This is a genomic window from Ruegeria sp. H4 (assembly GCF_056533065.1).
This window is the reverse complement of sequence record NZ_JBQFOC010000001.1, coordinates 1,242,565-1,267,380: the sequence shown is the minus strand read 5'-3', so window position 1 is coordinate 1,267,380 and position 24,816 is coordinate 1,242,565. Positions and strand designations below refer to the sequence as shown.

The window sequence follows — 24,816 nt, the reverse complement described above, 5'->3', positions numbered from 1 at the left end:
GATGCGTGAGCACAGGCGGGCCTCACCCGCCTCACAGCGCCCTACAAACACTTCTCCAGTTCCCCTTCACGCAGGGTTCTTGATGCGACGGCCAGATAGTACAGGGTGCGCCTGTATATCCCGAGGTCACGCAAAACCCCTGCCGGTTGCGCGGTTGCCGCGCGACCTGTTTCAATTGCGCTCCTGCCAATGTGGCCCGGGGCCAAAAAAGGATAGACATTGTTCGACTTCGATATGCTGGGCCTGGCGCCCGCGCTGAACGACGCGCTGAAACGCGCAAACTTTTCTGAACCGACCCCGATCCAGAATCAGGCCATTCCATTGGCCCTGAACGGGCATGACATCCTCGGCCTGGCTCAAACGGGAACCGGCAAAACGCTGGCGTTTGGCCTGCCTTTGATCAATCAACTCTTGGCCCAACCGGGCAAGCCCGACCCCAAAACCGCCAAGGCCCTGATCCTTGCCCCGACGCGCGAGCTGGTAAACCAGATCGCCGACAGCCTGCGCAATCTGACCAGAAAGACAAAGCTGCGCGTCGCCACTGTTGTGGGCGGCCAATCGATCAACAAACAGATCGCCTTTCTGGCTCGCGGCACAGACATTCTGGTGGCGACCCCCGGTCGTCTGATCGACCTGATGGAGCGTGGGGCCGTAGATCTTGGCGCTGTGCGCCATCTGGTACTGGACGAGGCCGACCAAATGCTGGACTTGGGCTTTATCCACGCACTACGCAAGATCGCGCCTGCTCTGGGCACTCCGCGCCAGACCATGCTGTTCTCGGCCACCATGCCCAAGCAGATGGAAGAGCTTAGCCGAGCGTATCTGACCAACCCGCAGCGTGTGCAGGTGTCGCCTCCGGGCAAGGCCGCAGACAAGATCACCCAATCGGTCCATTTCGTCAGCAAGCCGGAAAAGCCCCGAAAGCTGCGTGAAATCCTGTCGCAGGATACTGATGCGCTGACGCTCGTCTTCTCGCGCACCAAACACGGGGCCGAGAAGCTGATGAAAGGCCTTGTCGCAGATGGCTACAACGCGGCCTCGATCCATGGCAACAAAAGTCAGGGGCAACGAGATCGCGCGATCAAGGCCTTCCGCGCTGGTGAAATTACGGTGCTCGTCGCAACGGATGTGGCCGCACGCGGGATCGACATTCCCGGCGTGGCTTATGTTATCAACTACGACTTGCCCGAGGTACCCGACAACTATGTCCATCGCATCGGGCGCACCGCCCGCGCCGGACGCGAAGGCGAGGCTATTGCCTTCTGTTCCCCGGAAGAGGTTGACCTGCTGCGCCAGATTCAGAAGCTCATGAAAATCGACATCCCCGTCGCCAGCGGTGAGATGCCCGAGGCCGTCCAAATGGAACGCCCCGGTCGGCGACAAGGCAACAGACGCCGCAGCTTCAAGCCGAAACCAGCAAACGGGACGTCAAAGCCTTCGCAATCCAAGCGTCGGCGCCCCCGCCGCAAACCGGCAGCTTGATCGAGACAAAAAAACAGCGCCCTAATCGGCGCTGTTTTTTCTTCTTAGTTTAGTTGCCCGAATTCCGCTCGGCCTCAATCTCGCGCCATTTGGCGACATTGCGGTTATGTTCTTGCAACGTCTCAGCAAAGGCATGACCACCTGTTCCATCGGCAACAAAGAAAATGAAATCCGTGTTGTCCGGGGACACGGCTGCCTCAAGGCTCGCCTGACCGGGGTTCGCAATCGGTGTAGGTGGCAAACCATCAATCTGATAAGTGTTCCACGGCGTTGGGCGGTTCAATTCGCTGCGACGCAGCCCACGTCCCAACGTCCCCTGCCCCTTGGTGACACCATAGATCACAGTCGGGTCCGTTTGCAGCCTCATGCCCTGATTCAAACGGTTTACAAACACGCTCGCCACCTGCCCGCGTTCACCGGCGACGCCGGTTTCCTTCTCGATGATCGACGCTAGGATCAGCATCTCTTCGGGGCTTTGCAGCGGCAGACCATCCTGACGGCTCTCCCAGGCTGCATTGATACGCAGCTGTTGCTTGTCTTGCATCGCCTTAAGGATTTCGTTCCGGTCCTGCCCGGCGTCAACATCATAGCTGTCCGGCGCCAACGATCCTTCGGCAGGAATTTCAGTCACCTCACCGCTCAGCGCTTCAAAACCCTTCAATGCCTCGACCACCTGCCACGAGGTCACACCCTCGGCCAGCGACACACGATAGCGAGTATCCGCTTCGCCACGTTTCTCAGTGTAAGCCTCAGGCGTTTCTTCTTCCGCAGCATCAAATGACGCGATTTCGTCGAAATCCAGCGTTGCCGGATTCAGTTCACGCACCCGCGTCTGGGCACGGGTCACACCGATCCGGTATTCTATCTCAGACCCACAGGTGCTGGCGCCGCTGCTGGTGATTTCGTCGATGATCTCCTCCATCGACGCACCTTCGCGCACCAGAAAGCTACCAGCCTTCAACTGTTGCGACCGGTCGGTGTAATCCGCCGCCATACGAAAGATCGTGGCACTGCTGATGGCGCCCTGATCCTCTAGCTCACGGCTGACGCGGGTCATGTTCGATCCGCCTGCAACCTGCAGACAGATCGCAGTTTCTAACGGGCCTTCGGCCTTATACTGGCTCTGGCCCCACAGGATCAGACCGCCCATCAGAAACAGGCCGACCACCAGAATGGTCAGCGCGTTTGATGCAATGGCCCGCCACATTTAACTGACTTTCCCGAAGATCACGCTGGCATTGGTGCCGCCAAACCCGAACGAGTTCGACAGGGCTACATTGATCTCACGCTCACGCTTGGCATTCGGTGCCAGATCAATCGCGGTTTCAACCGCAGGGTTGTCCAGGTTGATCGTCGGCGGGGCCACCTGATCCCGGATCGCCAGGATCGAGAAGATCGCCTCAATCGCGCCTGCAGCGCCCAACAGGTGCCCTGTGGCCGATTTAGTCGAGGTCATCGTGGCATTCGCGGCATGCTCACCCAATAGCCGCTCAACCGCGCCCAGTTCGATTGTGTCCGCCATGGTCGAGGTGCCATGTGCGTTTATATAGTCCAAATCCTTCGGCTCAAGACCTGCGCTGCGTAGCGCGGCCTTCATCGAACGCTCGGCACCGTCTCCATCCTCGGACGGTGCTGTGATGTGATAGGCGTCACCCGACATGCCATAGCCCAGCACCTCGGCATAAATCTTGGCACCGCGCGCCTTGGCGTGTTCATAGTCTTCCAGCACCACGATGCCCGATCCTTCGCCCATGACAAATCCGTCGCGGTCGATGTCATAAGGGCGGCTGGCTTTCTTCGGATCGTCGGCATATTTGGTCGACAGCGCTTTGCACGCGTTAAAACCCGCAATTCCGATCTCACAGATACAGCCTTCGCCGCCGCCTGCGATCATCACATCCGCATCCCCTGCGCGAATGATCCGGCTGGCATCACCAATTGCATGAGCCCCGGTCGAACAGGCTGTCACAACGGAATGGTTCGGCCCCTTGAACCCAAACCGGATCGATACCTGCCCCGAAGCCAGGTTGATCAGAGCACCCGGAATAAAGAAAGGCGACACGCGGCGCGGTCCCTTGTCACGGATCAGATTGGCGGTTTCGGCAATCGAGCCCAGACCACCAATTCCGGACCCAATCAGAACCCCAGTCCGCAGGCGATCTTCCTCACCTTCCGGGGTCCAGCCTGCATCCTTGCACGCCATTTCGGCTGCAGCGATGGAATACAGGATAAAATCCTCGATCTTGCGCTGTTCTTTCGGCGGCATCCAATCGTCAGGATTGAATGTGCCGTTTGTTCCGTCGCCACGGGGAACTTCGCATGCATATGTCGTGGTGACACCGCTTGCTTCGGCATCAAACAACGTGATGGGGCCTGCGCCGGACTCACCGTCCAACAGGCGCGACCAGGTTTCTTCGACCCCGCTGGCCAAAGGAGTGACCAATCCCAGACCGGTTACGACGACTCTGCGCATGTAGTGCCTCTTGCCTGCTTGCTGTTATGAGAAACGCTCATACCCCGGCCCGGGGTCCGGGGGCAAGAGCAAGGCGATAATCGGCGCAAGCGACTTACCGCCTTGCTGTCAATCTTTGCGGTACTACTGAAACTGCGCGACGGGTTCCCGCGCCGAGGCGGCAACGTCAAGCACATCGGACAGATCCACGGTCTTGCGGAACAATGCGCGGCCCACCAAGGCCCCCGCGATGTTAGGTATATAGCTAAGGCGCGAGATATCGTCGGCCGTGCGTACAACCCCACTGGCAATGACCGGTGTCCGAGAATGCTGCGCCAGCCCAGAGATTAATCCAAGCTGCGCCTCGACATTTTCCACATCGCTGTCAATATCGGTGACGAGAATGGCGGCAAAAGGTGTGCCATCAAACGCGTCGATGAACGCCTCAGGCGTGAATGCACTTTGGCTGCGCCACCCTTCGGTCATGACGAACCCTTTCCAGACATCCACCGCCAGAACGATCTGGTCCGGATAAAGCTTCGCCAGTTCCTTGACAAGGTTCGGGTCCCGGGCTGCTAGGGTTCCGATAACGATCCGACCGGCCCCTTTGTCGATCCAGTTTTCAACCTGCTCGCGGTTTCGCATGCCACCGGCCAGTTGCACCGGCATCTCTGCGGTACGGATCAATTCTTCGACCAGGTCGAAATTGGTATCGCGCCCTTCGATCGCATCGAAATCCGTCAGATGCATCCACTCAGCACCCGCTGTTGACCAGCCGCGTGCCGTTTCAACCGGATTCACATGCCAGATCATCGCCTCATCCAGACGGCCCTTGTCCAGTGTCACACACCGGCCGTTCTGCAATTCCATAGTGGGGTAAATCCTCATGAGCACGCTCCTTCGCCCAATCGCTCTAAAACACAGTGTAGCATAAAGGCAGGAACCGCGCCGGTTCGACCGGGATCGGCAAAGTTTGGTCGATTTGCGGCATCAGTGGTTTTCGGCGTATTTACGCCCGCGCAGGAGGGCCGTTGCGGCGCAGCAGATGAACATCGGCGCCGTTGAACTGCGCCGCGCGCATCCGCACATATCCAAGCTTCTTAGCCAGCTTCTGCGAGGACTCATTGGCGGCATTCACCATGGCCACCAACGGGCCCGGCATAATCCTGTCAAACCAGTCATGTGCGGCCAAAGCCGCCTCATATCCCAATCCCTGCCCTTGGGCCTCGGTGGCCAAAACCCAACCTGCTTCGGGACAGGCATCGAAATCCTCACCGAGCCCGCGATTTCCATAGAAAAACCCGGCCTGACCAATCAGCTTACGATTCGATTGCTGCAGAATGCCCCACTGGCCAAAGCCAGCCATCTGCCAATGCCCGGCGTTTCGTAAAAACGAATCCCAAGATTCCCCACGTGAGCGCGGCGAGCCGCCGATATGTTCGACCACACAGGGATCACGCCAGATTTCGGCAAAGCGCTCAAAATCCTCAGGCCGCATCGCACACAATGTCAGCCGCGCTGTATTGATCATAGGAGTGGATCTTATCATAGCCTGCCCACTTGGAATTATGCCTCAGTGGAAACAGTGATCAGCGAATGGCACTGGCGCAAGACAGAATTGCTGGCAGACAATAAAATACGGCGCCTCCGTTGCCCGGAAGCGCCGCTTTTGATCAGAAATGAAACGCTTAGGACGCTTCGCTGATGAATTTGACCGCGTCGCCGAAGGTCTGAATGGTCTCGGCTGCGTCATCAGGGATCTCGATGCCGAACTCTTCTTCGAAGGCCATAACCAGTTCAACAGTGTCCAGGCTGTCTGCGCCCAGATCGTCGATGAAGGACGCGTTTTCCGCAACTTTGTCCTCTTCAACACCCAGGTGCTCAACAACGATCTTTTTAACGCGATCTGCGACGTCGCTCATGTCTATTCCTCATTCCTATTCAGGGCGGTTTGCCCGGTTCTGCCCTTGCCCGCTCAGGCTGGCCTTAGTTTGCCCATTCCGGGCGGTTTGGGTCCCGGTGCACCGGGAAAGTAGAAGGCCGATCTGAACAACCGGCCTCTGCATAGATGCGCCGCCTATAACATAGTCGGCGCACAAGGCAAACGCTTTCGCGCCTGTCCTGTTATGCGCTCACAACATGGCCATACCGCCATTCACATGCAAGGTGCTTCCCGTGACATAACCTGCTTCGGGGCTGGCTAGGTAAAGAACCGCCGCCGCGATTTCCTCGGGATCGCCCATCCGACCAGCCGGAACCTTGAGCAGCAGCCCCTTTTTCTGCTCCTCGGTCAGCTTCTCGGTCATGGCCGTGGTGATAAACCCCGGCGCCACCGCGTTTACAGTAATACCGCGCGTTGCAACTTCATGCGCCAAGGCCTTGGAAAAGCCGATCATTCCGGCCTTCGACGCTGCATAGTTGGCTTGCCCCGGATTGCCGATCGCAGCCACGACGGACGAGACATTCACGATCCGGCCCCACCGCGCCTTCATCATGCCCCGGATAACGCCTTTGCACAGTTTCATGGTCGAGGTCATGTTCACGTCGATGACGCTCTGCCATTCCTCATCGGACATACGCATAAACAGATTGTCCCGGGTGATCCCAGCGTTGTTGACCAGAATATCCACCGATCCCATGGCCTCGGCTGCCTGTTTCGGCAGGGCCTCTACGGACTCGGGGTCACTCAAGTTGCAAGGCAGAACATGTGCACGCTCGCCCAGCTCATCTGCCAGCGCTTTCAACGGCTCTACCCGTGTGCCGGACAGGCCAACCGTGGCCCCCGCACCATGCAGCGCGCGCGCAATGTAGCCTCCGATCCCGCCTGACGCGCCAGTGATCAGCGCATTCTTACCAGTCAAATCAAACATTCTGTTTCCTTCATGAGGCGCCCTTGCGGGCGCATTCTATGCTTACGATTCGGCGCCAATGGCCTTTTGGACATCGTCAGGTGTGCCAACCGCCTTGCCGACTATGTCGCGGTTGATCTTGCGCACCATGCCTGACAGCGCCTTGCCTGCGCCGATCTCCCAGGTTTCGGTCACCCCTTGCGCTGCCATATACTGCACGCTTTCACGCCAGCGCACGGAACCGGTGACCTGTTCGACCAGCAACTGCCGGATCAGATCAGGGTCCGAGACCGCCTCGGCGCGCACATTGGCGACCAGAGGCACTGCCGGAGCTTTGATCTCAACCGCCGCTAGGGCCTCTGCCATTACATCTGCAGCAGGTTGCATCAGCGCACAGTGAAATGGAGCACTTACAGGCAACAAAATCGCACGTTTTGCACCCTTTTCTTTGGCAATCTCTGCCGCACGTTCGACGGCGGCCTTTGCGCCGGACACAACAACCTGGGTCGGATCGTTGTCATTGGCCGCCTGACAAACGTCACCCTGTGCGGCCTCTTCAGCCACGGCACGCACGCCTTCCAGGTCAAGACCAAGGATTGCAGCCATCGCGCCTTCGCCGACGGGAACCGCACTTTGCATCGCCTGCCCGCGCTTGCGCAAAAGGCGGGCGGTATCGGCGACCGACAATGCACCTGCAGCCGCCAGCGCTGAATATTCCCCCAGCGAATGCCCTGCCACAAAGGCCGCATCGGTGACCGAGACACCCTCAGCCTCCAACGCGCGCATTGCGGCCAGCGAGGTGGCCATCAGTGCGGGTTGAGCGTTCTGCGTCAGAGTGAGATCAGCAATGTCACCTTCCCAGATCAGATGGCTCAGTTTTTCACCCAGTGCGTCGTCGACCTCATCAAAAACGGCTTGGGCGGCCGGATAGGTTTCGGCCAGTGCTTTGCCCATTCCGATGGTCTGGGCACCCTGCCCCGGGAAAACGAACGCGCGTGTCATTGCAACCTCATAGATGACGTTAGGTTGCGGCGGGGTGTAAACTGACAAGGGGCGCGGCACAAGTAGGGTGCACAGCGGCACTGGGTATGTGCGCAAGCTGTTACTTGCACGCACGCCCGGTGGCTTTAGGTTGGACACAGCCAAACAAATCCGGAGTTCCCATCCGATGCCCGCAAATAACACGTTCTCAAGCTATGGCAGTGTAACCAAAGCCTTTCACTGGCTGACCGCTCTGCTGATTTTTACGGCACTGCCTTTGGGATGGTTCGCAAACCAACTGGCCCACGCGATCTACGACCCCTCTATCCCGACCACAGAAGAGGATATCGCCCGCGCTGCTCAGATATTCTCAATTCATAAGACCGTTGGGATCGCAGTGTTCTTTGTCGCGCTGGGGCGCATCCTCTGGGCCGTCACGCAAACCAAACCCGGGCTGCTGAATGCCGAAAACAAGCCCGAAGCCTTCGCCGCCGAGACGGTGCATTGGATGCTCTATGCCTCTCTGGTTCTTGTCCCGCTGACGGGCTGGATACATCACGCCGCTGCCGAAGGATTTGCTCCGATTTTCTGGCCCTTTGGCCAAAACCTGCCCTTTGTTCCCAAATCGCCCTATGTGGCAGAGGTTACAGCCGGGCTGCACTGGCTGTTCATTTGGGTTCTGGCGGGGTCATTGGCACTGCACATCATGGGCGCTTTGAAGCACCATGTCATTGATAAGGACAGTACCCTGCGTCGCATGTTGCCCGGCCACTCTGACGCCCCGGAGCCCCCGGCCCAACACCACTCGATCCTGCCCGCCTTCGCAGCGCTGTGCCTCTGGGGCGCGGTTCTGATCGGCGGCGGGATGATCGGCATCTTTGCAGATCACTCCAAGACACATACCGACACGACAGAGCTGGCCGAGGTGCAATCGGATTGGCAGGTGCAGGAAGGCAGTTTGTCGATCACGATCACGCAGCTGGGCAGCCCGGTCACCGGTAGTTTCGCGGATTGGACAGCAGCCATCGCTTTCGAGGACCCATCTGAGCCCGGTCTTGCCGGATCAGTTGATGTAAATGTATCTATCGGATCGCTTACCCTTGGAACGGTCACGGATCAGGCGACGGGTGCTGATTTCTTTGACAGCAGCCAGTTTCCAACCGCGCGGTTTGCAGCCGACCTGTATAAAACAGAAACCGGGTACGAGGCCCGCGGCCCCCTGACCATTCGAGACAAGACGCTGGATGTGGTCTTGCCGTTCGACCTGGCACTTCAGGGCAACACCGCAACCGTTGCAGGGCGGCTAGAGCTAAACCGTCTCGATTTCGATATCGGCGCGACAATGCCAGCCGAGGATTCGCTGGCCTTTGCCGTATCGGTTGCGATTGAGCTGACCGCGATCCGGGCCGAATAAACCTATGAAAAACCGCCGAGGCAAAGCCACCGGCGGTTTCTTTTCCAGAATTAGATCGGATCTTAGTCTGCTTTTTGCGCTTCGACCGAGATCTGAACTTCGACTTCATCGCTGACGAACGGGGCGAACTGGCCCAGATCAAATTCGCTGCGGACCAGAGTTGTGGTCGCGTTGAAACCAGCCCAAGGCTTGTTTGCCATCGGGTGCTGATCCACTTTGTTCAGCTTTGCATCCAGAACAACCGATTTGGTGACACCATTCATAGTCAGATCACCTGTGATATTGGCTGTACCTTCGCCGGTGACTTCAATACCGGTCGAGGTAAAAGTGACCATGTCGCCCTCGGAAGCACCAAAGAAGTCTTCGGTCATGAAGTGATCTTCGCGCGCTTCCCAGCCGGTGAACATCGACATCACAGGCATGGAGACCGACACAGTCGAGGCTGCGGGGTCTTCCTGATCAAACATGATCTCGCCCTCAAAGCCCGAGAACATGCCATAGGTGGTCGAGAAACCAAGGTGGTCATAGCTGAAGATCACCTGGCTGTGGCTTGGGTCCAGAACGTATTTCTCGGCACTGGCGAACGCTGTGGTCGCCGACAGTGCAAGCGCGGCGGCAAGAAGTGTGGATTTCATGACAGTCTCCGGGTTTATGAACACTATGCAAACTAGTGCGTTTGCTCGGAAACAAAAATGTGCCGCCAAACGGCGGCACACAAGTCATTTTGATTCACAAACTCTGTTCCTTTTTGAACAGAATAAAAATCAAGCGAAAATTGTTACTGTTTGGCTCAATTGCGCTTTGAGCGCTCGGCTAACATCCGCCGATTGCAAGGGCAGCTTCATCAAAAGACTGCCATCGACGTCATAGAGTTCCACCTCATCGTCCTCGAAACGGGCTCCACCCAACGTGTCATAGCTGCGGCGCAGTACGGTCTGTGGGCGACCGTTTTCATTCTTTTGAAGAATGCGCACTTCGCGGCGGATTGGATCAAAATAGGCGTCTGGACGCGGGTCCATCAACTCGATCGTCAGTAGGCTGACCCCGATCATCAGGAACAACATGGACGCAGCCAGTTTGATCGGCCAGACCTCAGCGCCAATCACCGACCCGGGCATCAGCCACATGGAAAAGGCAGAGACGATCAGAAACGCGCCAACAACCCGCGCTAGAATGATCCGCGCCTGCCAATTCGCCTTGAACGCGATCTTGACCGGCACCGAATGCTCAAAGCTCGCGCTGGGGGTCTGCTTGGTAAGTGTGTTTGTGTTCATCGCGGTCATAACATATTCACCCTGAATAGGTTGCCTTTCTCGGCTAACTGTCCGGCTCATCTCCGGTTTGGTAAACAACCTTGAGCCGAAAAGCGTCAGGAATTGGGCGCAGCAAAGGAAATTGGGCGACTTCACCAAGGCATCTATGGCAGGTCTTGCCCCGCGCGCTGAAACGTGTATATCGGGCCATCCTTCGCATTACGTATGAATCGCGCAGCCTCTCGTGGCAGGGTCGCGAAGGACCAGATGGCCCCGCCTTTGAAATGCGCCTTGATATAAACAGGAGTGAACATGCCACTTTATGAGCATGTAATGATCGCGCGTCAGGATCTGTCCAACGCGCAGGCAGAAAGCCTTGTCGAACACTTCGGCACCGTTCTGGCTGACAATGGCGGCAACGTCATCGACAGCGAGTACTGGGGCGTTAAGACAATGGCCTACAAGATCAACAAGAACCGCAAGGGTCACTACTCTTTCCTGAAGACCGACGCCCCCGCCGGCGCCGTTCAGGAAATGGAGCGCCTGATGCGCCTGCATGATGACGTGATGCGCGTTCTGACCATCAAGGTCGACGAGCACGCCGAGGGCCCCTCGGTCCAGATGCAGAAGCGCGACGAGCGCGAAGGCCGCCGCGAGCGCCGCTGATCAACGCCTGACGAAAGGACATAAACCATGGCCGCAAAACCATTTTTCCGCCGCCGCAAGGTCTGCCCGTTCTCGGGTGAGAACGCGCCGAAAATCGACTACAAAGACACCCGTCTTCTGCAGCGCTACATCTCTGAGCGTGGCAAGATCGTACCTTCGCGCATCACCGCCGTTTCGGCGAAAAAGCAGCGTGAACTGGCCCGTGCTATCAAGCGCGCCCGCTTCCTCGCCCTGCTGCCCTACGCCGTGAAGTAAGGAGAGACTGACATGCAAGTTATCCTTCTGGAACGCGTTGCGAAACTGGGTCAGATGGGCGACGTCGTTGACGTCAAGCCCGGCTACGCCCGCAACTTCCTGCTGCCCCAGGGCAAAGCCCTGAGCGCGTCCGAGTCGAACATCGCCTCGTTCGAAGCCCGCAAGGCGCAGCTTGAAGCGCACAACCTGGAAACCAAGAAAGAAGCTGAAGCGCTGGCTGAAAAGCTGGATGGTCAGCAGTTCATCGTGATTCGCTCGGCATCGGATTCGGGCGCTCTCTACGGCTCGGTCACCCCGCGTGACGCCGCAGACGCCGCAACCGAAGCAGGCTTTACCGTCGACAAGAAACAGATTGCCTTGATCGCACCGATCAAGGAATTGGGTCTGCACGCGCTCGCCGTAAAGCTGCACCCCGAAGTTGAAGTCGAAATCAAGATGAACGTTGCCCGTTCGGAAGAAGAAGCCGAACTGCAAGCTTCGGGCAAATCGATTCAGGAACTGGCTGCCGAAGAAGAAGCCGCTGCTGAATTCGAAATCGCCGAACTGTTCGACGATATCGGCTCGGCCGCATCGGATGATGACGAACTGGTTGCCGACGCAGCACCCGCTGCTGAAGAAGACGAAGCAAAAGCCTGATCAGGCCTCGCTGAAGACAACAAAGGGCTGCGCCTTCCGCGCGGCCCTTTTTTTATTTTCCAACCAGCAAAATTCGGCCCAAATTCAGGGATACGGTTGCGACACCCAATGCGATCCATATCATCGCAGTTCTGAGCTTGGAGTACATAAATGGCAGTCTTCTCCCGTCGTGGCCTCATCACCTTGATCGCGATCTCAGCCCTAAGCGCGTGTAGCGCCGCCGAGGTATCGCGGAACGACACCGAAGCATTCGATCCTCCGCTCTACCCCAATGAAACTCCAGAACTACGTGCATCCATCAACAATTGGGCTGATCATTACGACCTGCCCCGCGAACTCGTTCACAAGCTAGCGATCCGTGAAAGTACGCACAGACCGTGGGCTGTGAACCGACCGTATTACGGACTGTTGCAGATTCTGCCGGCCACAGCGCGCTCAATGGGTTATCAGGGCGACGCTCAGGGCCTTCTGGACGCGGACACCAATCTGGAGTTCGCTGGGAAGTACCTACGGGGTGCATGGCTGCTATCCGATGGTGACCAGCAACGAGCGATTTTCCTGTACGCCAAAGGCTTCTATCCCGAAGCAAAAGCGCGCGGAATGCTGGTTGAAACAGGCCTGAGACCGGCCCCCTGACACCGTGCCATTTCCGGGACACCGCCTGTGGATTTGGAATTTGGCAATAGTGATATAAATGTTCTAATCTACGCAAGTTATACTCAAATGTGCAGACAATTGGCACCTCGCCTTGTCATATTCTCAAAAGTATGTTGTCCTTTCTAATGTGAGGTAATTTGGGTTCCGCTCTAAGTTTACTACTGGTCCGAAGACACCATCGGGCTTGTGGGATGGGCCGCAGTTGGTAGACGCCGCATGGAAATTGTTGATCTGAGCACTCTGCCGGATGCAGAAACTCGGTACACCGAGTTTCTGAAACAAGTGTGCGAAAAGCATGATATGGATCATGCCGCCTATGCAGGCATGAACCCTGCGTCTGGTACGGTTGCGGGCTTTGTAACCTATGACGATGCTTGGACCGAACATTATCAGAACCAGGGGCTGATCATGATCGACCCCACGATCCACATGGCCCGCCGCAGTATTGCACCCGTGGATTGGAGCCGGTTGGAACGCGGCCCTGAATTCCAGCGCATGTTCAATGATGCCAGTGAATTTGGTATATCAAACCAAGGTGTTACGATACCTGTCCGCGGACCGTTCGGGGATATCGGATTGCTAAGCGCCTCGCGCGACTGCAGCAAGGAAGAGTGGCGCAAGCTCTACACCCATGTGATTGGCGACTTGCAATCCATGGCTGTACATATTCACGACCATGTCGTGTCTTCTGATGAGGTCACAAGTGCGCTCTACCATCCCAACCTCTCGACACGTGAAGTCGAGATTCTACAATGGGTTGCAGCGGGGAAATCGCAACAGGATATCGGCGATATCCTATCGATTTCACATCGCACGGTTGAGGTTCATCTGCGATCCAGCCGCGAGAAACTCAGCGCATTGACAACGCCACAAGCGGTTGGTCGAGCTATTGCCATTGGCCTCATTACGCCTAGTTAACCACAAAAAACCCCAAATTCTGCCAAAATACGGGAAACCCCCAATAGAAAACCCCCGACAAAACGGTAACGTCTAGTTTACCGAACAACCACTCGAAGGGGGAAAAAATGATTGTTGTTGTTGATGGGCTGAACAGACACCTGTTCGGCGAAGTTCTCGACGAAATGTTTGAACTGCGCGCGCGCGTTTTCGGCGGGCGCCTTGGATGGGACGTAAAGATCGAAGACGGGAAAGAGATTGACGAATTCGATCATCTGGACCCGGCATACGTGATCGGACTCGACGACGGGGGGAATGTCGTCGCAGCGGTGCGTGCCCTACAGACCACCGGACCTCACATGCTGGCTGATGTTTTCTCAGCCATTCTCGACGGAGAAGCTCCGATCCGTAGCGCAAGAATGTGGGAATCCACACGCTTCTGCGTCGACACTCAAAGGCTCAGCCGCGGGAAAGAGAAAAACTCGGTCTCTTATGCGACCTGCGAATTGATGATTGGCTCGCTAGAATACGCCAAGAATGCTGGCATGGAAGACATCATCACTGTCATTGATCCGGTCATGGACCGGGTTCTGAAACGCTCGAATTGCGCGCCGTACGACTATGTGGGCAAAACCGTTCCGATGGGCAAAGTGTCGGCTCTGGCCGCACTGCTGGATTGTACTGACGAACGTATCCAAGGCATTCGCGAATTCGCCGGTATACACGAGGACGTGTTCTTGGAAGAAGAAGAGGCGCTGGCCCTGTTCAACTCGAAGAAAACCATCGAGCAGCAACCCGCGAACCGCGATCACAAACCGCTCACCGATCTTGAGAAATACTTTGTCGAGCAGATGAGCGCAGCGCGCACCGAAGAAGAACGTCAAGATGTTCTTCGGTTGATCGAAACGCTGACCGATACCTTCACGCCAGAGCAAAGACATGCTCTGCTAGATACCCCCCGTGCTTTTGCTCATGAGGCCTGACCCCCTCACCTCATAATACAAAAGCCACCCACGCGGAGCCGCCTTATTCAAAGGCGGCTCCGCTCTATTTTCAGCCCCCACAAAAGGGGGGGAAGAGGATTATTCCTCTTCCAGTGCCTCAACTGCTTTTTGCAGATCGTCTTTGCTGACTTCTTTGTCCGCAACCGTGGCCAGTTCGAACACGTAGTCGACAACCTTGTCCTCGAAGATAGGCGCGCGCAGCTGCTGCTGCATCTGGGCGTTCTGCTGCACAAACTCAAAGAACTGGCGTTCCTGACCCGGGTACTGACGCGCCTGGTTCATGATGGCCTGGGTCATCTCGGCATCGGTCACTTCAACCTCAGCCTTTTGGCCCAGTTCAGCCAACAGCAAGCCCAGACGTACGCGGCGCTCGGCCAGCTTGTTGTGCTCGTCGGTCGGCTCAACCTCGCCGTGGTCGTGGCCTTCCACATCCGGGTTTTCTTCGTGGAACAGCTGATGGGCGATCTGCTTGGCCTCGGCCTCAACCAGCGACGGGGGCAGGTCAAACGAGACTTTCTCGTCCAGCACATCCAGTAGGCCGCGCTTCATAACAGCGCGCGAGGCGCCCGCATATTCAGCTTCCAGACGTTCAGAAATCTGACCTTTCAGGGCATCCAGATCTTCAGCACCGAATTTCTTGGCCAGCTCGTCATTCAGCTCCGCAGCAACCGGTTCTTTCACTTCTTTGATTGTGCAGCTGAAAACCGCATCTTTACCGGCCAGGTGTTCCGCGCCGTATTCTTCTGGGAACGTGACGTTCACGTCCTTTTCTTCATCGGCCTTCACGCCAACCAGCTGCTCTTCAAAGCCGGGGATGAAGCTGTTCGAGCCCAGAACCAGCGGGTAGTCCTCGGCCGAGCCACCTTCGAACTCTTCGCCATCGACCTTGCCGACAAAGTCGAACACGATCTGATCGCCATCCTTGGCTTTCGAACCCTTGCGACGTGCTTTGAAGTCCTGCGCGGTTTCCGCCAGGTTGTTCAGCGCTTCTTCAACGGCTGCGTCATCGGCTTTGACAACCAGCTTTTCCAGCTCAACCGATTTCAGATCAACTTCTGGGATTTCCGGCAGCGCCTCGTAGGACATTGCGACCTCGACATCGTCGCCTTCTTTCCAGTCCTCGTTGGTCATCTTGACCTCAGGCTGCAACGCAGGGCGCTCACCGCTGTCTTCAAAGTGCTTGTTCATCGCACCGTCGATGGTTTCCTGCATCGCTTCGCCCAGCAGGCGCTGGCCAAATTGCTTCTTCAGCAGCGCCATCGGCACCTTGCCTTTGCGGAAGCCCTTCATCTCAACTTCGGGCTGCGCCTCGGTCAGCTTCTCGTTGACCTTGTCGTCCAGCTCGGCTGCGGTCACAACGATGTTGTAGCCGCGTTTCAGACCTTCGTTAAGCGTCTCGGTAACCTGCATTATGGTAGTCCCCATAGGATTCGGGGCGCGCAACACGGGCGCGCCGGGCAAATTTGACGCCTTCTATTTGCACAGCCGCCCGCGTGCAAGGGGTCAAAGGCCCGATAACTCCGGTTTTAGGGTGTCTGCAACGAAAAAACGCTCAGTATCAAAGCTGGGCCCGTGCGTTCCTTCAGAACATGCAATTAGAACCGCCAGCGCGCGCCCAGAACCCAAGCCGCATTCTTGTCGAACGAAGTCCCGTCATCAAAATCGTGATTGCGGTATTTCAGGTAGGCATCGGTATTGATGCTGTCGATCCGCTGAACCACAGCGATCCCCCAGGCCTGGGTACTAGAACCGTCAGTCTCGAAGTCCGAGCCGTCATAATAGTCGATACCGACACCGGTTTTTCCCCAGGCTATCCAATCGCCTTCATATGACAGCTTCCCATACCAGAAACTGGGATCCGAGACGCCAGCCTCATCCTCATCCCGGGTACCAGCCGCGAATGTAACGCCTAACCCGCTGGGCAACAGAACCGAGGCGGATCCGATCGTATCCTTGCGGTCCCCGGAATTGTCATCACGCGACCGCACGGCAAAGGCCAGCGCGGCTTTGAATTCAGCGCCGCCAGCAAAGGTGGATTGATATCCAAGGCTGATATCGTAGTAGTCATCATCATCACTGCTGGACAGAATGTTCTGACCATAGGCGATGGCGGCTGAAAACCCGTTGAAATCTGGCGTGTCATAGCGAATGCGGCCGCGCCGGGACCCATCGAAGTTGCTGCTACTGTCTCCGATTGTGATGTCACTCAGAACGCCATCAGTACCACGATAAAAGAAGCTGGAATTCTCATCATTGGTAAAGGAATAAAGCGCCGTACCAACATAGGTCAGGTCCACCTCAGCCGCCCCGTCCGAGGCCATGCTGCCCTGTCCGGCCGAGAATTTGCCCCATCCCCCTTTCAGCGCGAAATCCACATGTCGGATATCCTCACGCGACCACCCATCGCTGTTAGTGCCGAACTGATCAGCTGATGCCGATCCGGGCAAACCTAACCCGGTTTCAAATCGGAACGTGAATTCGTTGGTCCCGAAGGGCTGCATCAGACGCAGGCCAACCCGGCTGTTGGACAGATCATTGTCGAGCACGCGGGTTTCGGTTTCCTGCCCATCGTCGACTGAGATCAGCGCCGGGTTGAACTGACCATACAGTTCGACATAACCGCCACTGTTGTTTTCATACTTCAATTCGGCGAACGCCGAGGTCGCAGTGGCTGTGACCAAAATGGCGGTCGCAGATGTTGGTTTGAAATAAGAGTTCATATCAATCACCATCAATGGCTTAGGTTTTGGTACTGCCCAGACAATCACAAAAACATGTGTTTCCTGTGATGCAGGTTCCGGGTCGCCCGCCGTCGATTCAGCTGCCAAATCCCACGGATGTGGGCATAAACATTGTTTTGATCACTAGCTTGGAATTGCGTGGTGTCTCTTTTGATCCACCAAGGCAAGTTTGCACCTTTGGCGTGACTCTTGCAAATCCCAGGCATCGCCCAGCGATCGGCAGCGATATAAAGCCTCTATTTCTTAGCGATCTCGGCCAAAACCCGCTGATTGCCTTCACGTCTCCAGTGTCCGAAACACGGCCGGCAGTTGCTCAGGCAAGTCCTCGGCAATCAAGCCCGGCCCGAACTGTCGGGCACATTCCACATGCAGCCAGGCTGCGCTTTCTGCGGCCTGCATCGGGCCAAAACCGCGCGCAAGCAAACCAGTGATAAACCCGGCCAGTACATCACCCGACCCGGCTGTTGCCAGCCAAGGGGCTGCACGTTCATAGACCGCAGCATTGATCGAGCATCGCCCGTTCGGGTCGGCAATCACCGTGTCTGGCCCTTTGAACAGCAAAACGCACCCTGCCCGTTTGGCAGCCTCTCGCGTTGCATCGACCTTGGAATAGGCCGGGCCTTTGGTTGGCACAACGTTCAGTTTTTCCGAGATGTCCGGAAACAGTCGCGCGAACTCGCCCCCATGTGGGGTCAGCACACAGTGCTTGTGCAGTTGGGCGAACAGCGCGGCTGGGTCATCTGCAAAAGCAGTCAAAGTATCCGCATCCAGAACCGTCGCGCGCCCGGCTTCCAAGGCAACCGGCACGAGTTCGCGCGCACGTTCCAAACCCAACCCGGGTCCAAGACACAAGGCGTTCAGCCGCTCGTCCAGCAATACTTCGGACAACCCGTCTGCACCTTCAACCCGCTGCAACATGATCGCCGCCACCTGCGCCGCAACCTCCACCTGCGCCGAAGGAGGCACACCCAACGTCACCAGCCCCGCCCCGATCCGCAAAGCCCCCCGCGCTGCCAATCGCGCGGCGCCGGTTTTACCGGGGCCGCCTGACAGGATCAGGGCATGGCCGTGAGAGTACTTGTGAGTACTGTCCGTTTTGCTCAAGGCACTGGAAGGACTAACAAGCTTTGCAATCGCCCTTCGATGGCTATCTGCCTGGTTTTGTTCTTTTCTGAAATCTTCCACATTCGTCCGCACTCGTGCCGGGTCATTCACATACGCAATCAATTCGTCAGTTGACTCGAAAACCGGCACAGGCAAACCGATCTCTTTGACCACAACGCGGCCCGACCGCTCTGGTCCTTCACTCAAAAAATGACCCAGCTTTGCATTGTGAAACGTGACCGTCAGGTCGGCCTTACCCGATACGCCAATCGGACGGCCGCTGTCGGCGCACAGCCCCGAGGCGATATCGACCGCGACCGCAACAAAATGCGGATGCCGCTTATGAAGGTATGAAAGCGAATAAGATACTTTCTCAGATACGCTTCGCGTCAACCCCGTGCCAAATAGTGCATCGACATGGAGATCGCACTGAGGCAACCAGAAGCCTTCGGGAAGCGGAGACACATCCCCAAACTCCACCCACCGCTCATAATTCACCCGCGCGTCCGGAGGCAGTTTCTCGGGATCGCCATATAGAAAAACTTCGACCTCCCATCCCCGCTCTCGCAACAACCGCGCCACGACAAACCCGTCACCGCCATTGTTCCCCGGCCCGCACAGAACCACCGCACGCAGGGGATCCCCTTCATCTGGCCCCAAATCTCTCGGGGAGCGGTCTTGATCGTTTGCGTCGTCGGTTCGAACAACCGATGACGACGGGCCGGCCCCGCGATCCTTCAACTCCGGCCATTCCTCAAAGATCGCCTCGACAACGCCCTGCCCTGCGCGCTCCATCAATTCCAATCCGGTGACTTCGCCGGACTCGATCGCCGCCTGCTCAACCGCCTTCATCTGCGCCGCTGTCAGCAATTCCACCATCCCGAACCCTCACGCGATTCAATTTCGATTATTTTTTGTGCAACATGCGCAAAAATTAACCCGTGACAGGATTTCCATCCATCCGGCACAGGCCATATCCGCAATCACATTGCCCCCCTGATTTAGACGTGATCACTGCGGGTCTGACAACCATGCGAGGTGAGCCGGGATGAAAAAGATCGAAGCGATCATCAAGCCGTTCAAACTGGACGAAGTTAAAGAGGCATTGCAGGACGTCGGCGTCCAGGGTCTCAGCGTGATCGAGGTTAAGGGCTTTGGCCGTCAGAAAGGTCACACGGAACTGTACCGTGGCGCTGAATATGTGGTCGACTTCCTACCCAAAGTGAAGGTCGAGGTGGTGCTGGACGACGATCAAGTCGACGCCGCCATCGAAGCCATCGTTTCGGCCGCAAAAACCGACAAGATCGGCGACGGTAAAATCTTTGTCTCTCCCGTTGAACAAGCCATTCGCATCCGTACCGGCGAAACCGGCTCGGACGCGCTGTAACACACCCATCTTCAAACCAGAGGAATAGATAGTATGAGCAAGGACGCAGTTCTTCAGCTGATCCGCGATGAAGACGCAGAATATGTCGACATCCGCTTCACCGACCCGCGCGGCAAACTTCAGCACGTGACCGTTATGGCCGATCAGGTTGACGAAGACTTCCTCGAAGAAGGCTTCATGTTCGACGGGTCGTCCATCGCGGGCTGGAAATCAATCGAAGCATCTGACATGAAACTGATGCCCGACACCGACAGCGCTTATGTCGATCCTTTCTATGCGGAAAAGACCATCTGTCTGCACTGCTCGGTTGTTGAGCCAGACACTGGTGAAGCGTATGAGCGCGACCCGCGTGGCACCGCTGAAAAAGCCGAAGCCTACCTGAAATCTTCGGGCATCGGTGATGTGGCCTATATGGGCCCCGAGGCCGAATTCTTCCTGTTTGACGATGTCCGCTTCTCGAACAGCATCAACAAGGTGTCCTACGAAGTGGATGCGACCGACGCGTCCTGGAACACTGACACCGAGTACGAAATGGGCAACATGGGCCATCGTCCGGGCGTCAAGGGCGGTTACTTCCCGGTCAACCCGATTGATGAAAGCCAGGACCTGCGTTCGGAAATGCTGTCGACCATGAAACGTTTGGGCATGAAGGTCGACAAGCACCACCACGAGGTTGCGTCCTGTCAACACGAGCTGGGCCTGATCTTCGACAGCCTTACCAAGCAAGCCGACGAGCTGCAGAAGTACAAGTACGTCATCCACAACGTGGCACATGCCTACGGCAAATCGGCCACCTTCATGCCGAAGCCGATCGCAGGTGACAACGGCACCGGTATGCATGTGAACATGTCGATCTGGAAAGACGGCAAGCCTCTGTTCGCTGGCGACAAATACGCCGATCTGTCGGACGAAGCGCTGTACTTCATCGGCGGTGTTCTGAAGCACGCCAAGACCCTGAACGCCTTCACCAACCCGTCGACCAACAGCTACAAACGTCTGATCCCGGGTTTTGAGGCCCCTGTTCTGCGCGCCTACTCGGCCCGTAACCGTTCGGGCTGTGTCCGTATTCCGTGGACCGAAAGCCCGAAGGCCAAGCGGGTCGAGGCTCGCTTCCCTGATCCGGCAGCGAACCCCTATCTGGCGTTTGCCGCTCTGTTGATGGCCGGTTTGGACGGCATCAAGAACAAGATCGATCCGGGCGAAGCCATGGACAAGAACTTGTACGATCTGCCTGCCGAAGAACTGGCCGACATCCCAACCGTTTGCGGTTCGCTGCGCGAGGCTCTGGAAGCTCTGGCATCCGATCACGACTTCCTGCTGCAGGGCGACGTGTTCACCAAAGACCAGATCGACGGCTACATCGCACTGAAGATGGAAGAGGTCGAAACCTACGAGCACACACCGCACCCGGTAGAATACGGCATGTATTACAGCTGCTGATCCTGCACTGGGTTACATCTGCAAGGGCGTCCATTCGGGCGCCCTTGTTTCGTTTGGCGTGATCTTTCAAACTGGCCGTCAAAACAGGTTGGGAGAGAGCATATGTCATCCGATGACCCGTTCGCGCAATTCACGGACTATGTGACCTCGGCTGAACAGCTGGAAGGCATCACCGGCGCTCCATTGCCTCAGATCATCGCAAAGGAGTTGTCGGCTCTGGATCAGATGTGCAGGGACTTCATCGACAGGTCCACCTTGTGCCTGATCGCATCAGCCAACCCGGACGGGTATCTTGATATCTCGCCTCGTGGTGACCCCGAAGGGTTCGTGCATGTCATCTCGGACGACTTGCTCGCAATCCCCGATCGCCCTGGCAATAAGCGCGTTGATACCTTTCACAATGTTCTGAAGGACCCACGCGTCAGTGTGATCTTCTTTGTCCCCGGCAAGATCGAGACGCTACGCATTCGCGGCACGGCGCGTATCTGTGCGGATGAGACGCTATTGGGGCCCATGGCCGTCAACGGCAAAGCGCCCAAACTGGCGCTGCTGGTGCATGTCGACACCGCCTTTGCCCACTGCCCCAAATGCGTCATCCGCGCCAACCTCTGGCAGCCGGAGAATTGGCCGGTCTCCTCGGACCTGCCAAACATGAACGCGATGATGGTCAAACACGCCAAGATCGGCAAAACGCCTGATGAATGGTTCGAAGACCTCAAGCAAGCAGGCGAGTTGGACCTGTATTAAAGCCTTTGCCATGGAACGGTTGGCGTTTAGCTTTGGTGCAGATTGTACAAAGGAATTGACTTGATGTTGCGCATTCTAAGCCTCACGCTCGCCCTTTCTGCACCGATGCTTGGCCATGCGGCCCCTTGCGGAAATACCAGTGCTGGGTTCGAGGTATGGAAGGCTGATTTCGCCAGGGAGGCCCGCAAGGCAGGAGTGAAAAAGAAGGGCCTTCAAGCGCTGGCCCAGACGCAATATGCCATCAGAACGATCGCCGCGGACCGAAATCAGAAGAGTTTCAGATACTCGCTGGACAAGTTCATGCGTGTGCGCGGCGCAGACACGATTGTCGCCCAAGGACGCAAACGCAAATCGCGGAACCCGCAGTTTTACGCTGCGCTTGAACAGCAATACGGCGTGCCAGCAGGTGTTCTGATTGCCATCCACGGCATGGAAACCGGCTTTGGCAATTTCATGGGCGACAGCCAGGTTGTGTCAGCAATAACCACTCTGGCCTATGATTGTCGCCGATCCGAGTTCTTTGTTCCCCATGCAATTGGGGCACTGAAACTGGTCGATCAGGGCAGTATCACCATGGCGACAAAAGGGGCAAAACATGGCGAGCTGGGCCATACCCAGTTCCTGCCAGGCAATGCTCTGAAATACGGTGTGGATGCCACTGGGGATCGCCGCGTGGATTTTTACAACCTGACGGATGCAATGGCCTCAACCGCCAATTTCCTGCGCAAAAAAGGGTGGAAACCGGGGCGCGGCTATCAGCCGGGGCAACCCAATTTCGCCGTTATCGAACAGTGGAACGCGGCCACGGTTTATCAGCAATCCATCGCCATCATGGCCGCCCGAATCGACCAATAGCCCAGTCATGTGCGCAACACGTGATTTACGCAATTTCGCCACAATGTCGCCACAGCGGTCGCAAAAACCCCTTATTTTATTGGTTTCCAAAGCGTAATCAATCATCCGGTTTTCTGATTTTTTTGCACTTTTCGTCAAATTCTACCCAAAAACGGTTGTTAACCTTTGATTTGCAACGAAAGCGACAAAGGAAACTCCCGTGGCTCAGAACCGCAGTTATCATGGCGGCCTGCAATTCGATGGCGACGCCGATGGCGCAATCGAACGGTTTAGTTCGATCGTCGCGACAACACTTGAGGATTACGGTCACCTGATCGAGCGCAAAGCGATGCTGAATCACACAGAGGCCAGCATCGTCTCAAGCCAGTATCTGGTGCGCCTGACGCTCAAACGCGAGGCGGCGAACGCGGACACCCATCATGACCGCCTGGATCGGGTGGTGGGGCTGAAAACAGCACCGCGTCGCCGCATTGCCACGCGCCCGCAGAACAGGATGCAGATCACTGTCTCGCCGGTCTCTCCTGTACTGGATGATCCGGAGATTTCAGAACTGATGCTAGCGGTCATGCTATATCGCATGGTCGATATCTGCTCAACCCGTCGCGTCGAATGGCTATCGCCGCGTACTGTTTTGACCCTTGAACAATTCATGAGTGCGTTTGACACTCTGGCGCCCGGAAAATCCCGAGACAGAAAACAGATTTTCCAATCAATATCCGGCCAATTCGCGGGGGTGGATATACCCGAGCCCGACGAACAGATCGCGGTCTCGAACCCGTCTGCTCGCCCGATCCAGCTGACCGATGACCAGCTACTGAGCATCGCGTTTCGCGCAGATGAGACGCTGGAACCACCATCAAACGAAAACAAACCTTTTGAGCAGATCCAAGACAATACCGAAGACGAAGACCGCCCAAGCGACATCCTGCGGCTCAGCAGTTGGTGTGTAACGGGCGTGATCGCCAGCGTTTCCATGCCCATCGCCTGTTCGATGGCAGCCGTCAATCTGATCCGGGGTGAAGATTTCCGGCTGAACACGCAGGTTTTGGTCTTTTCCTCTGCCATTGTCGCGCTGAACACCAGCAATGCCTTTGCCGACGTGGCCAACGTCCTGGGCATGTAACCGAATTACCGAAGACCCTCCTTGGAGGCCCCGCCGTCAGGCGGGGTTTTCCATTTTTGGAAGGCTGTCTGCGGCCAGAACATAAGTGTGAATCGAAAACACAACTGCACCGGTGCGTGGCAGACGCAGTAAGGTTTGGCGTTCGCTGCGTAGATACGAGGTTGTCCCCTCCTCGGGCTTTTCACGCGGGGTACTGGCGCTGCGCGGCTGGTAAAGCTCGGGGTCTTCATACCAAAGCGCATTGAAGCGCCACAGCGGGCGGTCAGGCTTTATCCCATCAAACAGACGCTGCACGCGCCGCGCAATGTTGTCATCATAGCTGTCAACGGGGATATGAATATCCACCAAAGGCCGCATGAACTTTTCCGACAGGCGCCAGCTGGCCGGAAAGCACAGAACCGCACCTGTTAGCACGTGTTCGTTCCCATGCTTTTGAAGGATGCAGAAATCCTCTTGCACCAGCAAGCAGAGCGTATCCATCGGTCGTGCCGTATCAATTTCAACGCGCACCCTGTCAGGCCGCACTACGTGATCAGTTGCACCGGGGTAAGCCGTTGCCAGAACCAGCGCCAACAACTCCTGCGCGGCCTCTTCTGCCTGCGAGTCCAGCGCCAGCACATCGTCACGACGTTCACTCAGCAGCGCCGCGCGTCTATTCATCTGCGCTGCAAAGGCATCATCCTGATACAGCCAATCCTGCATTTTTGTGGGCTGAATACCCGGTAAGGCACGTAAGTCCGTCGGATCATACGGAATTTTCTTTTGCAGGATCACACTCATAAAAACCAGCTATCATTGAATTTCCCGAATGTCGGTCAAAAAACGACAAGCGGGCGGTCGCTATCTTCTGCGACGTCTTTCGACCGTCTTAAC

At 56.7% G+C, this 24,816-nt stretch carries 26 protein-coding genes; 13 read left to right on the top strand and 13 right to left on the bottom strand.

All coding sequences use genetic code 11. From position 1 onward, the window contains the following. Positions 1–219 precede the first annotated feature (219 nt). A complete protein-coding gene (locus ACR0KG_RS06445; protein WP_480826792.1) occupies positions 220–1,482 on the top strand; it encodes a DEAD/DEAH box helicase in 1,263 nt (420 codons plus the stop codon). Positions 1,483–1,531: 49 nt separating this feature from the next. Here ACR0KG_RS06445 and mltG read toward each other — a convergent pair whose 3' ends face one another. The 7 genes from mltG to fabD form a co-directional block, all read right to left on the bottom strand. Beyond that, the gene (mltG, locus tag ACR0KG_RS06440; RefSeq protein ID WP_480546781.1) at positions 1,532–2,689 is read right to left on the bottom strand and encodes an endolytic transglycosylase MltG; all 1,158 of its coding nucleotides are present in this window, start codon (positions 2,687–2,689) and stop codon (positions 1,532–1,534) included. Next, complete coding sequence (gene fabF, locus ACR0KG_RS06435) at positions 2,690–3,955, bottom strand: beta-ketoacyl-ACP synthase II (RefSeq protein WP_480546779.1); 1,266 nt, start codon at positions 3,953–3,955, stop codon at positions 2,690–2,692. 123 nt (positions 3,956–4,078) lie between these two features. Continuing rightward, positions 4,079–4,822 carry a 1-(5-phosphoribosyl)-5-[(5-phosphoribosylamino)methylideneamino]imidazole-4-carboxamide isomerase gene (locus tag ACR0KG_RS06430; protein ID WP_480826790.1) on the bottom strand — a complete coding sequence of 248 codons (744 nt, stop codon included), beginning with the start codon at positions 4,820–4,822 and terminating at the stop codon, positions 4,079–4,081. A gap of 121 nt (positions 4,823–4,943) precedes the next feature. After that, positions 4,944–5,483: a GNAT family N-acetyltransferase gene (locus ACR0KG_RS06425; RefSeq protein WP_480546777.1), complete on the bottom strand. Its 540-nt coding sequence runs from the start codon at positions 5,481–5,483 to the stop codon at positions 4,944–4,946. Positions 5,484–5,622: 139 nt separating this feature from the next. After that, positions 5,623–5,856, bottom strand: coding sequence for an acyl carrier protein (locus ACR0KG_RS06420; RefSeq protein ID WP_008756330.1), 234 nt, complete (start codon positions 5,854–5,856; stop codon positions 5,623–5,625). Between the two features lie 210 nt (positions 5,857–6,066). Then, the gene (fabG, locus tag ACR0KG_RS06415) at positions 6,067–6,804 is read right to left on the bottom strand and encodes a 3-oxoacyl-[acyl-carrier-protein] reductase (protein WP_480542415.1); all 738 of its coding nucleotides are present in this window, start codon (positions 6,802–6,804) and stop codon (positions 6,067–6,069) included. Positions 6,805–6,846: 42 nt separating this feature from the next. Continuing rightward, the gene (gene fabD / locus ACR0KG_RS06410; protein ID WP_480546775.1) at positions 6,847–7,785 is read right to left on the bottom strand and encodes an ACP S-malonyltransferase; all 939 of its coding nucleotides are present in this window, start codon (positions 7,783–7,785) and stop codon (positions 6,847–6,849) included. Positions 7,786–7,951: 166 nt separating this feature from the next. Here fabD and ACR0KG_RS06405 point away from each other — a divergent pair, with 166 nt between their 5' ends. Next, positions 7,952–9,178, top strand: coding sequence for a cytochrome b/b6 domain-containing protein (locus ACR0KG_RS06405; protein ID WP_480826789.1), 1,227 nt, complete (start codon positions 7,952–7,954; stop codon positions 9,176–9,178). A gap of 62 nt (positions 9,179–9,240) precedes the next feature. Here ACR0KG_RS06405 and ACR0KG_RS06400 read toward each other — a convergent pair whose 3' ends face one another. Then, entirely contained in the window at positions 9,241–9,813 is a 573-nt protein-coding gene (locus ACR0KG_RS06400; protein ID WP_480542409.1) for a YceI family protein, read from the bottom strand. Between the two features lie 129 nt (positions 9,814–9,942). Next, complete coding sequence (locus ACR0KG_RS06395) at positions 9,943–10,461, bottom strand: hypothetical protein (RefSeq protein WP_480546771.1); 519 nt, start codon at positions 10,459–10,461, stop codon at positions 9,943–9,945. A gap of 282 nt (positions 10,462–10,743) precedes the next feature. Here ACR0KG_RS06395 and rpsF point away from each other — a divergent pair, with 282 nt between their 5' ends. From rpsF to ACR0KG_RS06365, 6 genes are all read left to right on the top strand, one after another. Then, complete coding sequence (gene rpsF, locus ACR0KG_RS06390) at positions 10,744–11,097, top strand: 30S ribosomal protein S6 (RefSeq protein ID WP_170530602.1); 354 nt, start codon at positions 10,744–10,746, stop codon at positions 11,095–11,097. 27 nt (positions 11,098–11,124) lie between these two features. Then, the gene (gene rpsR / locus ACR0KG_RS06385) at positions 11,125–11,352 is read left to right on the top strand and encodes a 30S ribosomal protein S18 (protein WP_005608650.1); all 228 of its coding nucleotides are present in this window, start codon (positions 11,125–11,127) and stop codon (positions 11,350–11,352) included. A 12-nt stretch (positions 11,353–11,364) separates the two neighbouring features. Next, positions 11,365–11,988 (top strand): 50S ribosomal protein L9, encoded by a 624-nt coding sequence (rplI, locus tag ACR0KG_RS06380; RefSeq protein WP_480546769.1) that lies wholly within the window; start codon positions 11,365–11,367, stop codon positions 11,986–11,988. A 150-nt stretch (positions 11,989–12,138) separates the two neighbouring features. Continuing rightward, positions 12,139–12,624, top strand: coding sequence for a transglycosylase SLT domain-containing protein (locus ACR0KG_RS06375; protein WP_480542404.1), 486 nt, complete (start codon positions 12,139–12,141; stop codon positions 12,622–12,624). 237 nt (positions 12,625–12,861) lie between these two features. After that, positions 12,862–13,563, top strand: coding sequence for a LuxR family transcriptional regulator (locus ACR0KG_RS06370; protein ID WP_353006449.1), 702 nt, complete (start codon positions 12,862–12,864; stop codon positions 13,561–13,563). A 107-nt stretch (positions 13,564–13,670) separates the two neighbouring features. Beyond that, the gene (locus ACR0KG_RS06365; RefSeq protein WP_480546767.1) at positions 13,671–14,525 is read left to right on the top strand and encodes an acyl-homoserine-lactone synthase; all 855 of its coding nucleotides are present in this window, start codon (positions 13,671–13,673) and stop codon (positions 14,523–14,525) included. 99 nt (positions 14,526–14,624) lie between these two features. Here the strand turns inward: ACR0KG_RS06365 and tig are convergent, their stop codons facing one another. From tig to ACR0KG_RS06350, 3 genes are all read right to left on the bottom strand, one after another. Next, positions 14,625–15,956 (bottom strand): trigger factor, encoded by a 1,332-nt coding sequence (gene tig / locus ACR0KG_RS06360; protein ID WP_480546765.1) that lies wholly within the window; start codon positions 15,954–15,956, stop codon positions 14,625–14,627. A gap of 185 nt (positions 15,957–16,141) precedes the next feature. Beyond that, positions 16,142–17,266 (bottom strand): porin, encoded by a 1,125-nt coding sequence (locus ACR0KG_RS06355; protein WP_480546763.1) that lies wholly within the window; start codon positions 17,264–17,266, stop codon positions 16,142–16,144. Between the two features lie 297 nt (positions 17,267–17,563). Continuing rightward, positions 17,564–19,270, bottom strand: a complete 1,707-nt coding sequence (locus ACR0KG_RS06350) for an NAD(P)H-hydrate dehydratase (RefSeq protein ID WP_480826788.1) — start codon at positions 19,268–19,270, stop codon at positions 17,564–17,566. A gap of 169 nt (positions 19,271–19,439) precedes the next feature. Here ACR0KG_RS06350 and ACR0KG_RS06345 point away from each other — a divergent pair, with 169 nt between their 5' ends. The 5 genes from ACR0KG_RS06345 (at position 19,440) to ACR0KG_RS06325 (ending at position 23,943) form a co-directional block, all read left to right on the top strand. Further along, positions 19,440–19,778, top strand: coding sequence for a P-II family nitrogen regulator (locus ACR0KG_RS06345; protein ID WP_050602105.1), 339 nt, complete (start codon positions 19,440–19,442; stop codon positions 19,776–19,778). A gap of 33 nt (positions 19,779–19,811) precedes the next feature. Further along, positions 19,812–21,218, top strand: a complete 1,407-nt coding sequence (gene glnA, locus ACR0KG_RS06340; RefSeq protein WP_170530610.1) for a type I glutamate--ammonia ligase — start codon at positions 19,812–19,814, stop codon at positions 21,216–21,218. Between the two features lie 102 nt (positions 21,219–21,320). Beyond that, positions 21,321–21,965 carry an MSMEG_1061 family FMN-dependent PPOX-type flavoprotein gene (locus ACR0KG_RS06335; RefSeq protein ID WP_480546759.1) on the top strand — a complete coding sequence of 215 codons (645 nt, stop codon included), beginning with the start codon at positions 21,321–21,323 and terminating at the stop codon, positions 21,963–21,965. Positions 21,966–22,028: 63 nt separating this feature from the next. Next, positions 22,029–22,820, top strand: a complete 792-nt coding sequence (locus ACR0KG_RS06330; RefSeq protein ID WP_480546757.1) for a lytic murein transglycosylase — start codon at positions 22,029–22,031, stop codon at positions 22,818–22,820. Positions 22,821–23,019: 199 nt separating this feature from the next. Next, positions 23,020–23,943, top strand: coding sequence for a hypothetical protein (locus ACR0KG_RS06325; RefSeq protein ID WP_480542389.1), 924 nt, complete (start codon positions 23,020–23,022; stop codon positions 23,941–23,943). 36 nt (positions 23,944–23,979) lie between these two features. On the opposite strand, the gene ACR0KG_RS06320 is transcribed toward ACR0KG_RS06325, so the two are convergent. Continuing rightward, positions 23,980–24,723, bottom strand: coding sequence for a heme-dependent oxidative N-demethylase family protein (locus ACR0KG_RS06320; protein ID WP_480826787.1), 744 nt, complete (start codon positions 24,721–24,723; stop codon positions 23,980–23,982). Positions 24,724–24,816 lie beyond the last annotated feature (93 nt).

Bases quoted from the DNA above. Each gene is read 5' to 3' on its own strand.
- ACR0KG_RS06420 (WP_008756330.1), bottom strand. From the start codon at position 5,856: ATGAGCGACGTCGCAGATCGCGTTAAAAAGATCGTTGTTGAGCACCTG.
- rpsR (WP_005608650.1), top strand. From the start codon at position 11,125: ATGGCCGCAAAACCATTTTTCCGCCGCCGCAAGGTCTGCCCGTTCTCG.
- ACR0KG_RS06370 (WP_353006449.1), top strand. From the start codon at position 12,862: ATGGAAATTGTTGATCTGAGCACTCTGCCGGATGCAGAAACTCGGTAC.
- tig (WP_480546765.1), bottom strand. From the start codon at position 15,956: ATGCAGGTTACCGAGACGCTTAACGAAGGTCTGAAACGCGGCTACAAC.
- rpsF (WP_170530602.1), top strand. From the start codon at position 10,744: ATGCCACTTTATGAGCATGTAATGATCGCGCGTCAGGATCTGTCCAAC.
- ACR0KG_RS06365 (WP_480546767.1), top strand. From the start codon at position 13,671: ATGATTGTTGTTGTTGATGGGCTGAACAGACACCTGTTCGGCGAAGTT.
- fabF (WP_480546779.1), bottom strand. From the start codon at position 3,955: ATGCGCAGAGTCGTCGTAACCGGTCTGGGATTGGTCACTCCTTTGGCC.
- ACR0KG_RS06350 (WP_480826788.1), bottom strand. From the start codon at position 19,270: ATGGTGGAATTGCTGACAGCGGCGCAGATGAAGGCGGTTGAGCAGGCG.
- ACR0KG_RS06405 (WP_480826789.1), top strand. From the start codon at position 7,952: ATGCCCGCAAATAACACGTTCTCAAGCTATGGCAGTGTAACCAAAGCC.
- ACR0KG_RS06425 (WP_480546777.1), bottom strand. From the start codon at position 5,483: ATGATAAGATCCACTCCTATGATCAATACAGCGCGGCTGACATTGTGT.
- glnA (WP_170530610.1), top strand. From the start codon at position 19,812: ATGAGCAAGGACGCAGTTCTTCAGCTGATCCGCGATGAAGACGCAGAA.
- ACR0KG_RS06400 (WP_480542409.1), bottom strand. From the start codon at position 9,813: ATGAAATCCACACTTCTTGCCGCCGCGCTTGCACTGTCGGCGACCACA.
- ACR0KG_RS06320 (WP_480826787.1), bottom strand. From the start codon at position 24,723: ATGAGTGTGATCCTGCAAAAGAAAATTCCGTATGATCCGACGGACTTA.
- fabG (WP_480542415.1), bottom strand. From the start codon at position 6,804: ATGTTTGATTTGACTGGTAAGAATGCGCTGATCACTGGCGCGTCAGGC.
- mltG (WP_480546781.1), bottom strand. From the start codon at position 2,689: ATGTGGCGGGCCATTGCATCAAACGCGCTGACCATTCTGGTGGTCGGC.
- ACR0KG_RS06345 (WP_050602105.1), top strand. From the start codon at position 19,440: ATGAAAAAGATCGAAGCGATCATCAAGCCGTTCAAACTGGACGAAGTT.
- ACR0KG_RS06335 (WP_480546759.1), top strand. From the start codon at position 21,321: ATGTCATCCGATGACCCGTTCGCGCAATTCACGGACTATGTGACCTCG.
- ACR0KG_RS06430 (WP_480826790.1), bottom strand. From the start codon at position 4,822: ATGAGGATTTACCCCACTATGGAATTGCAGAACGGCCGGTGTGTGACA.
- ACR0KG_RS06355 (WP_480546763.1), bottom strand. From the start codon at position 17,266: ATGAACTCTTATTTCAAACCAACATCTGCGACCGCCATTTTGGTCACA.
- rplI (WP_480546769.1), top strand. From the start codon at position 11,365: ATGCAAGTTATCCTTCTGGAACGCGTTGCGAAACTGGGTCAGATGGGC.
- fabD (WP_480546775.1), bottom strand. From the start codon at position 7,785: ATGACACGCGCGTTCGTTTTCCCGGGGCAGGGTGCCCAGACCATCGGA.
- ACR0KG_RS06330 (WP_480546757.1), top strand. From the start codon at position 22,029: ATGTTGCGCATTCTAAGCCTCACGCTCGCCCTTTCTGCACCGATGCTT.
- ACR0KG_RS06395 (WP_480546771.1), bottom strand. From the start codon at position 10,461: ATGACCGCGATGAACACAAACACACTTACCAAGCAGACCCCCAGCGCG.
- ACR0KG_RS06375 (WP_480542404.1), top strand. From the start codon at position 12,139: ATGGCAGTCTTCTCCCGTCGTGGCCTCATCACCTTGATCGCGATCTCA.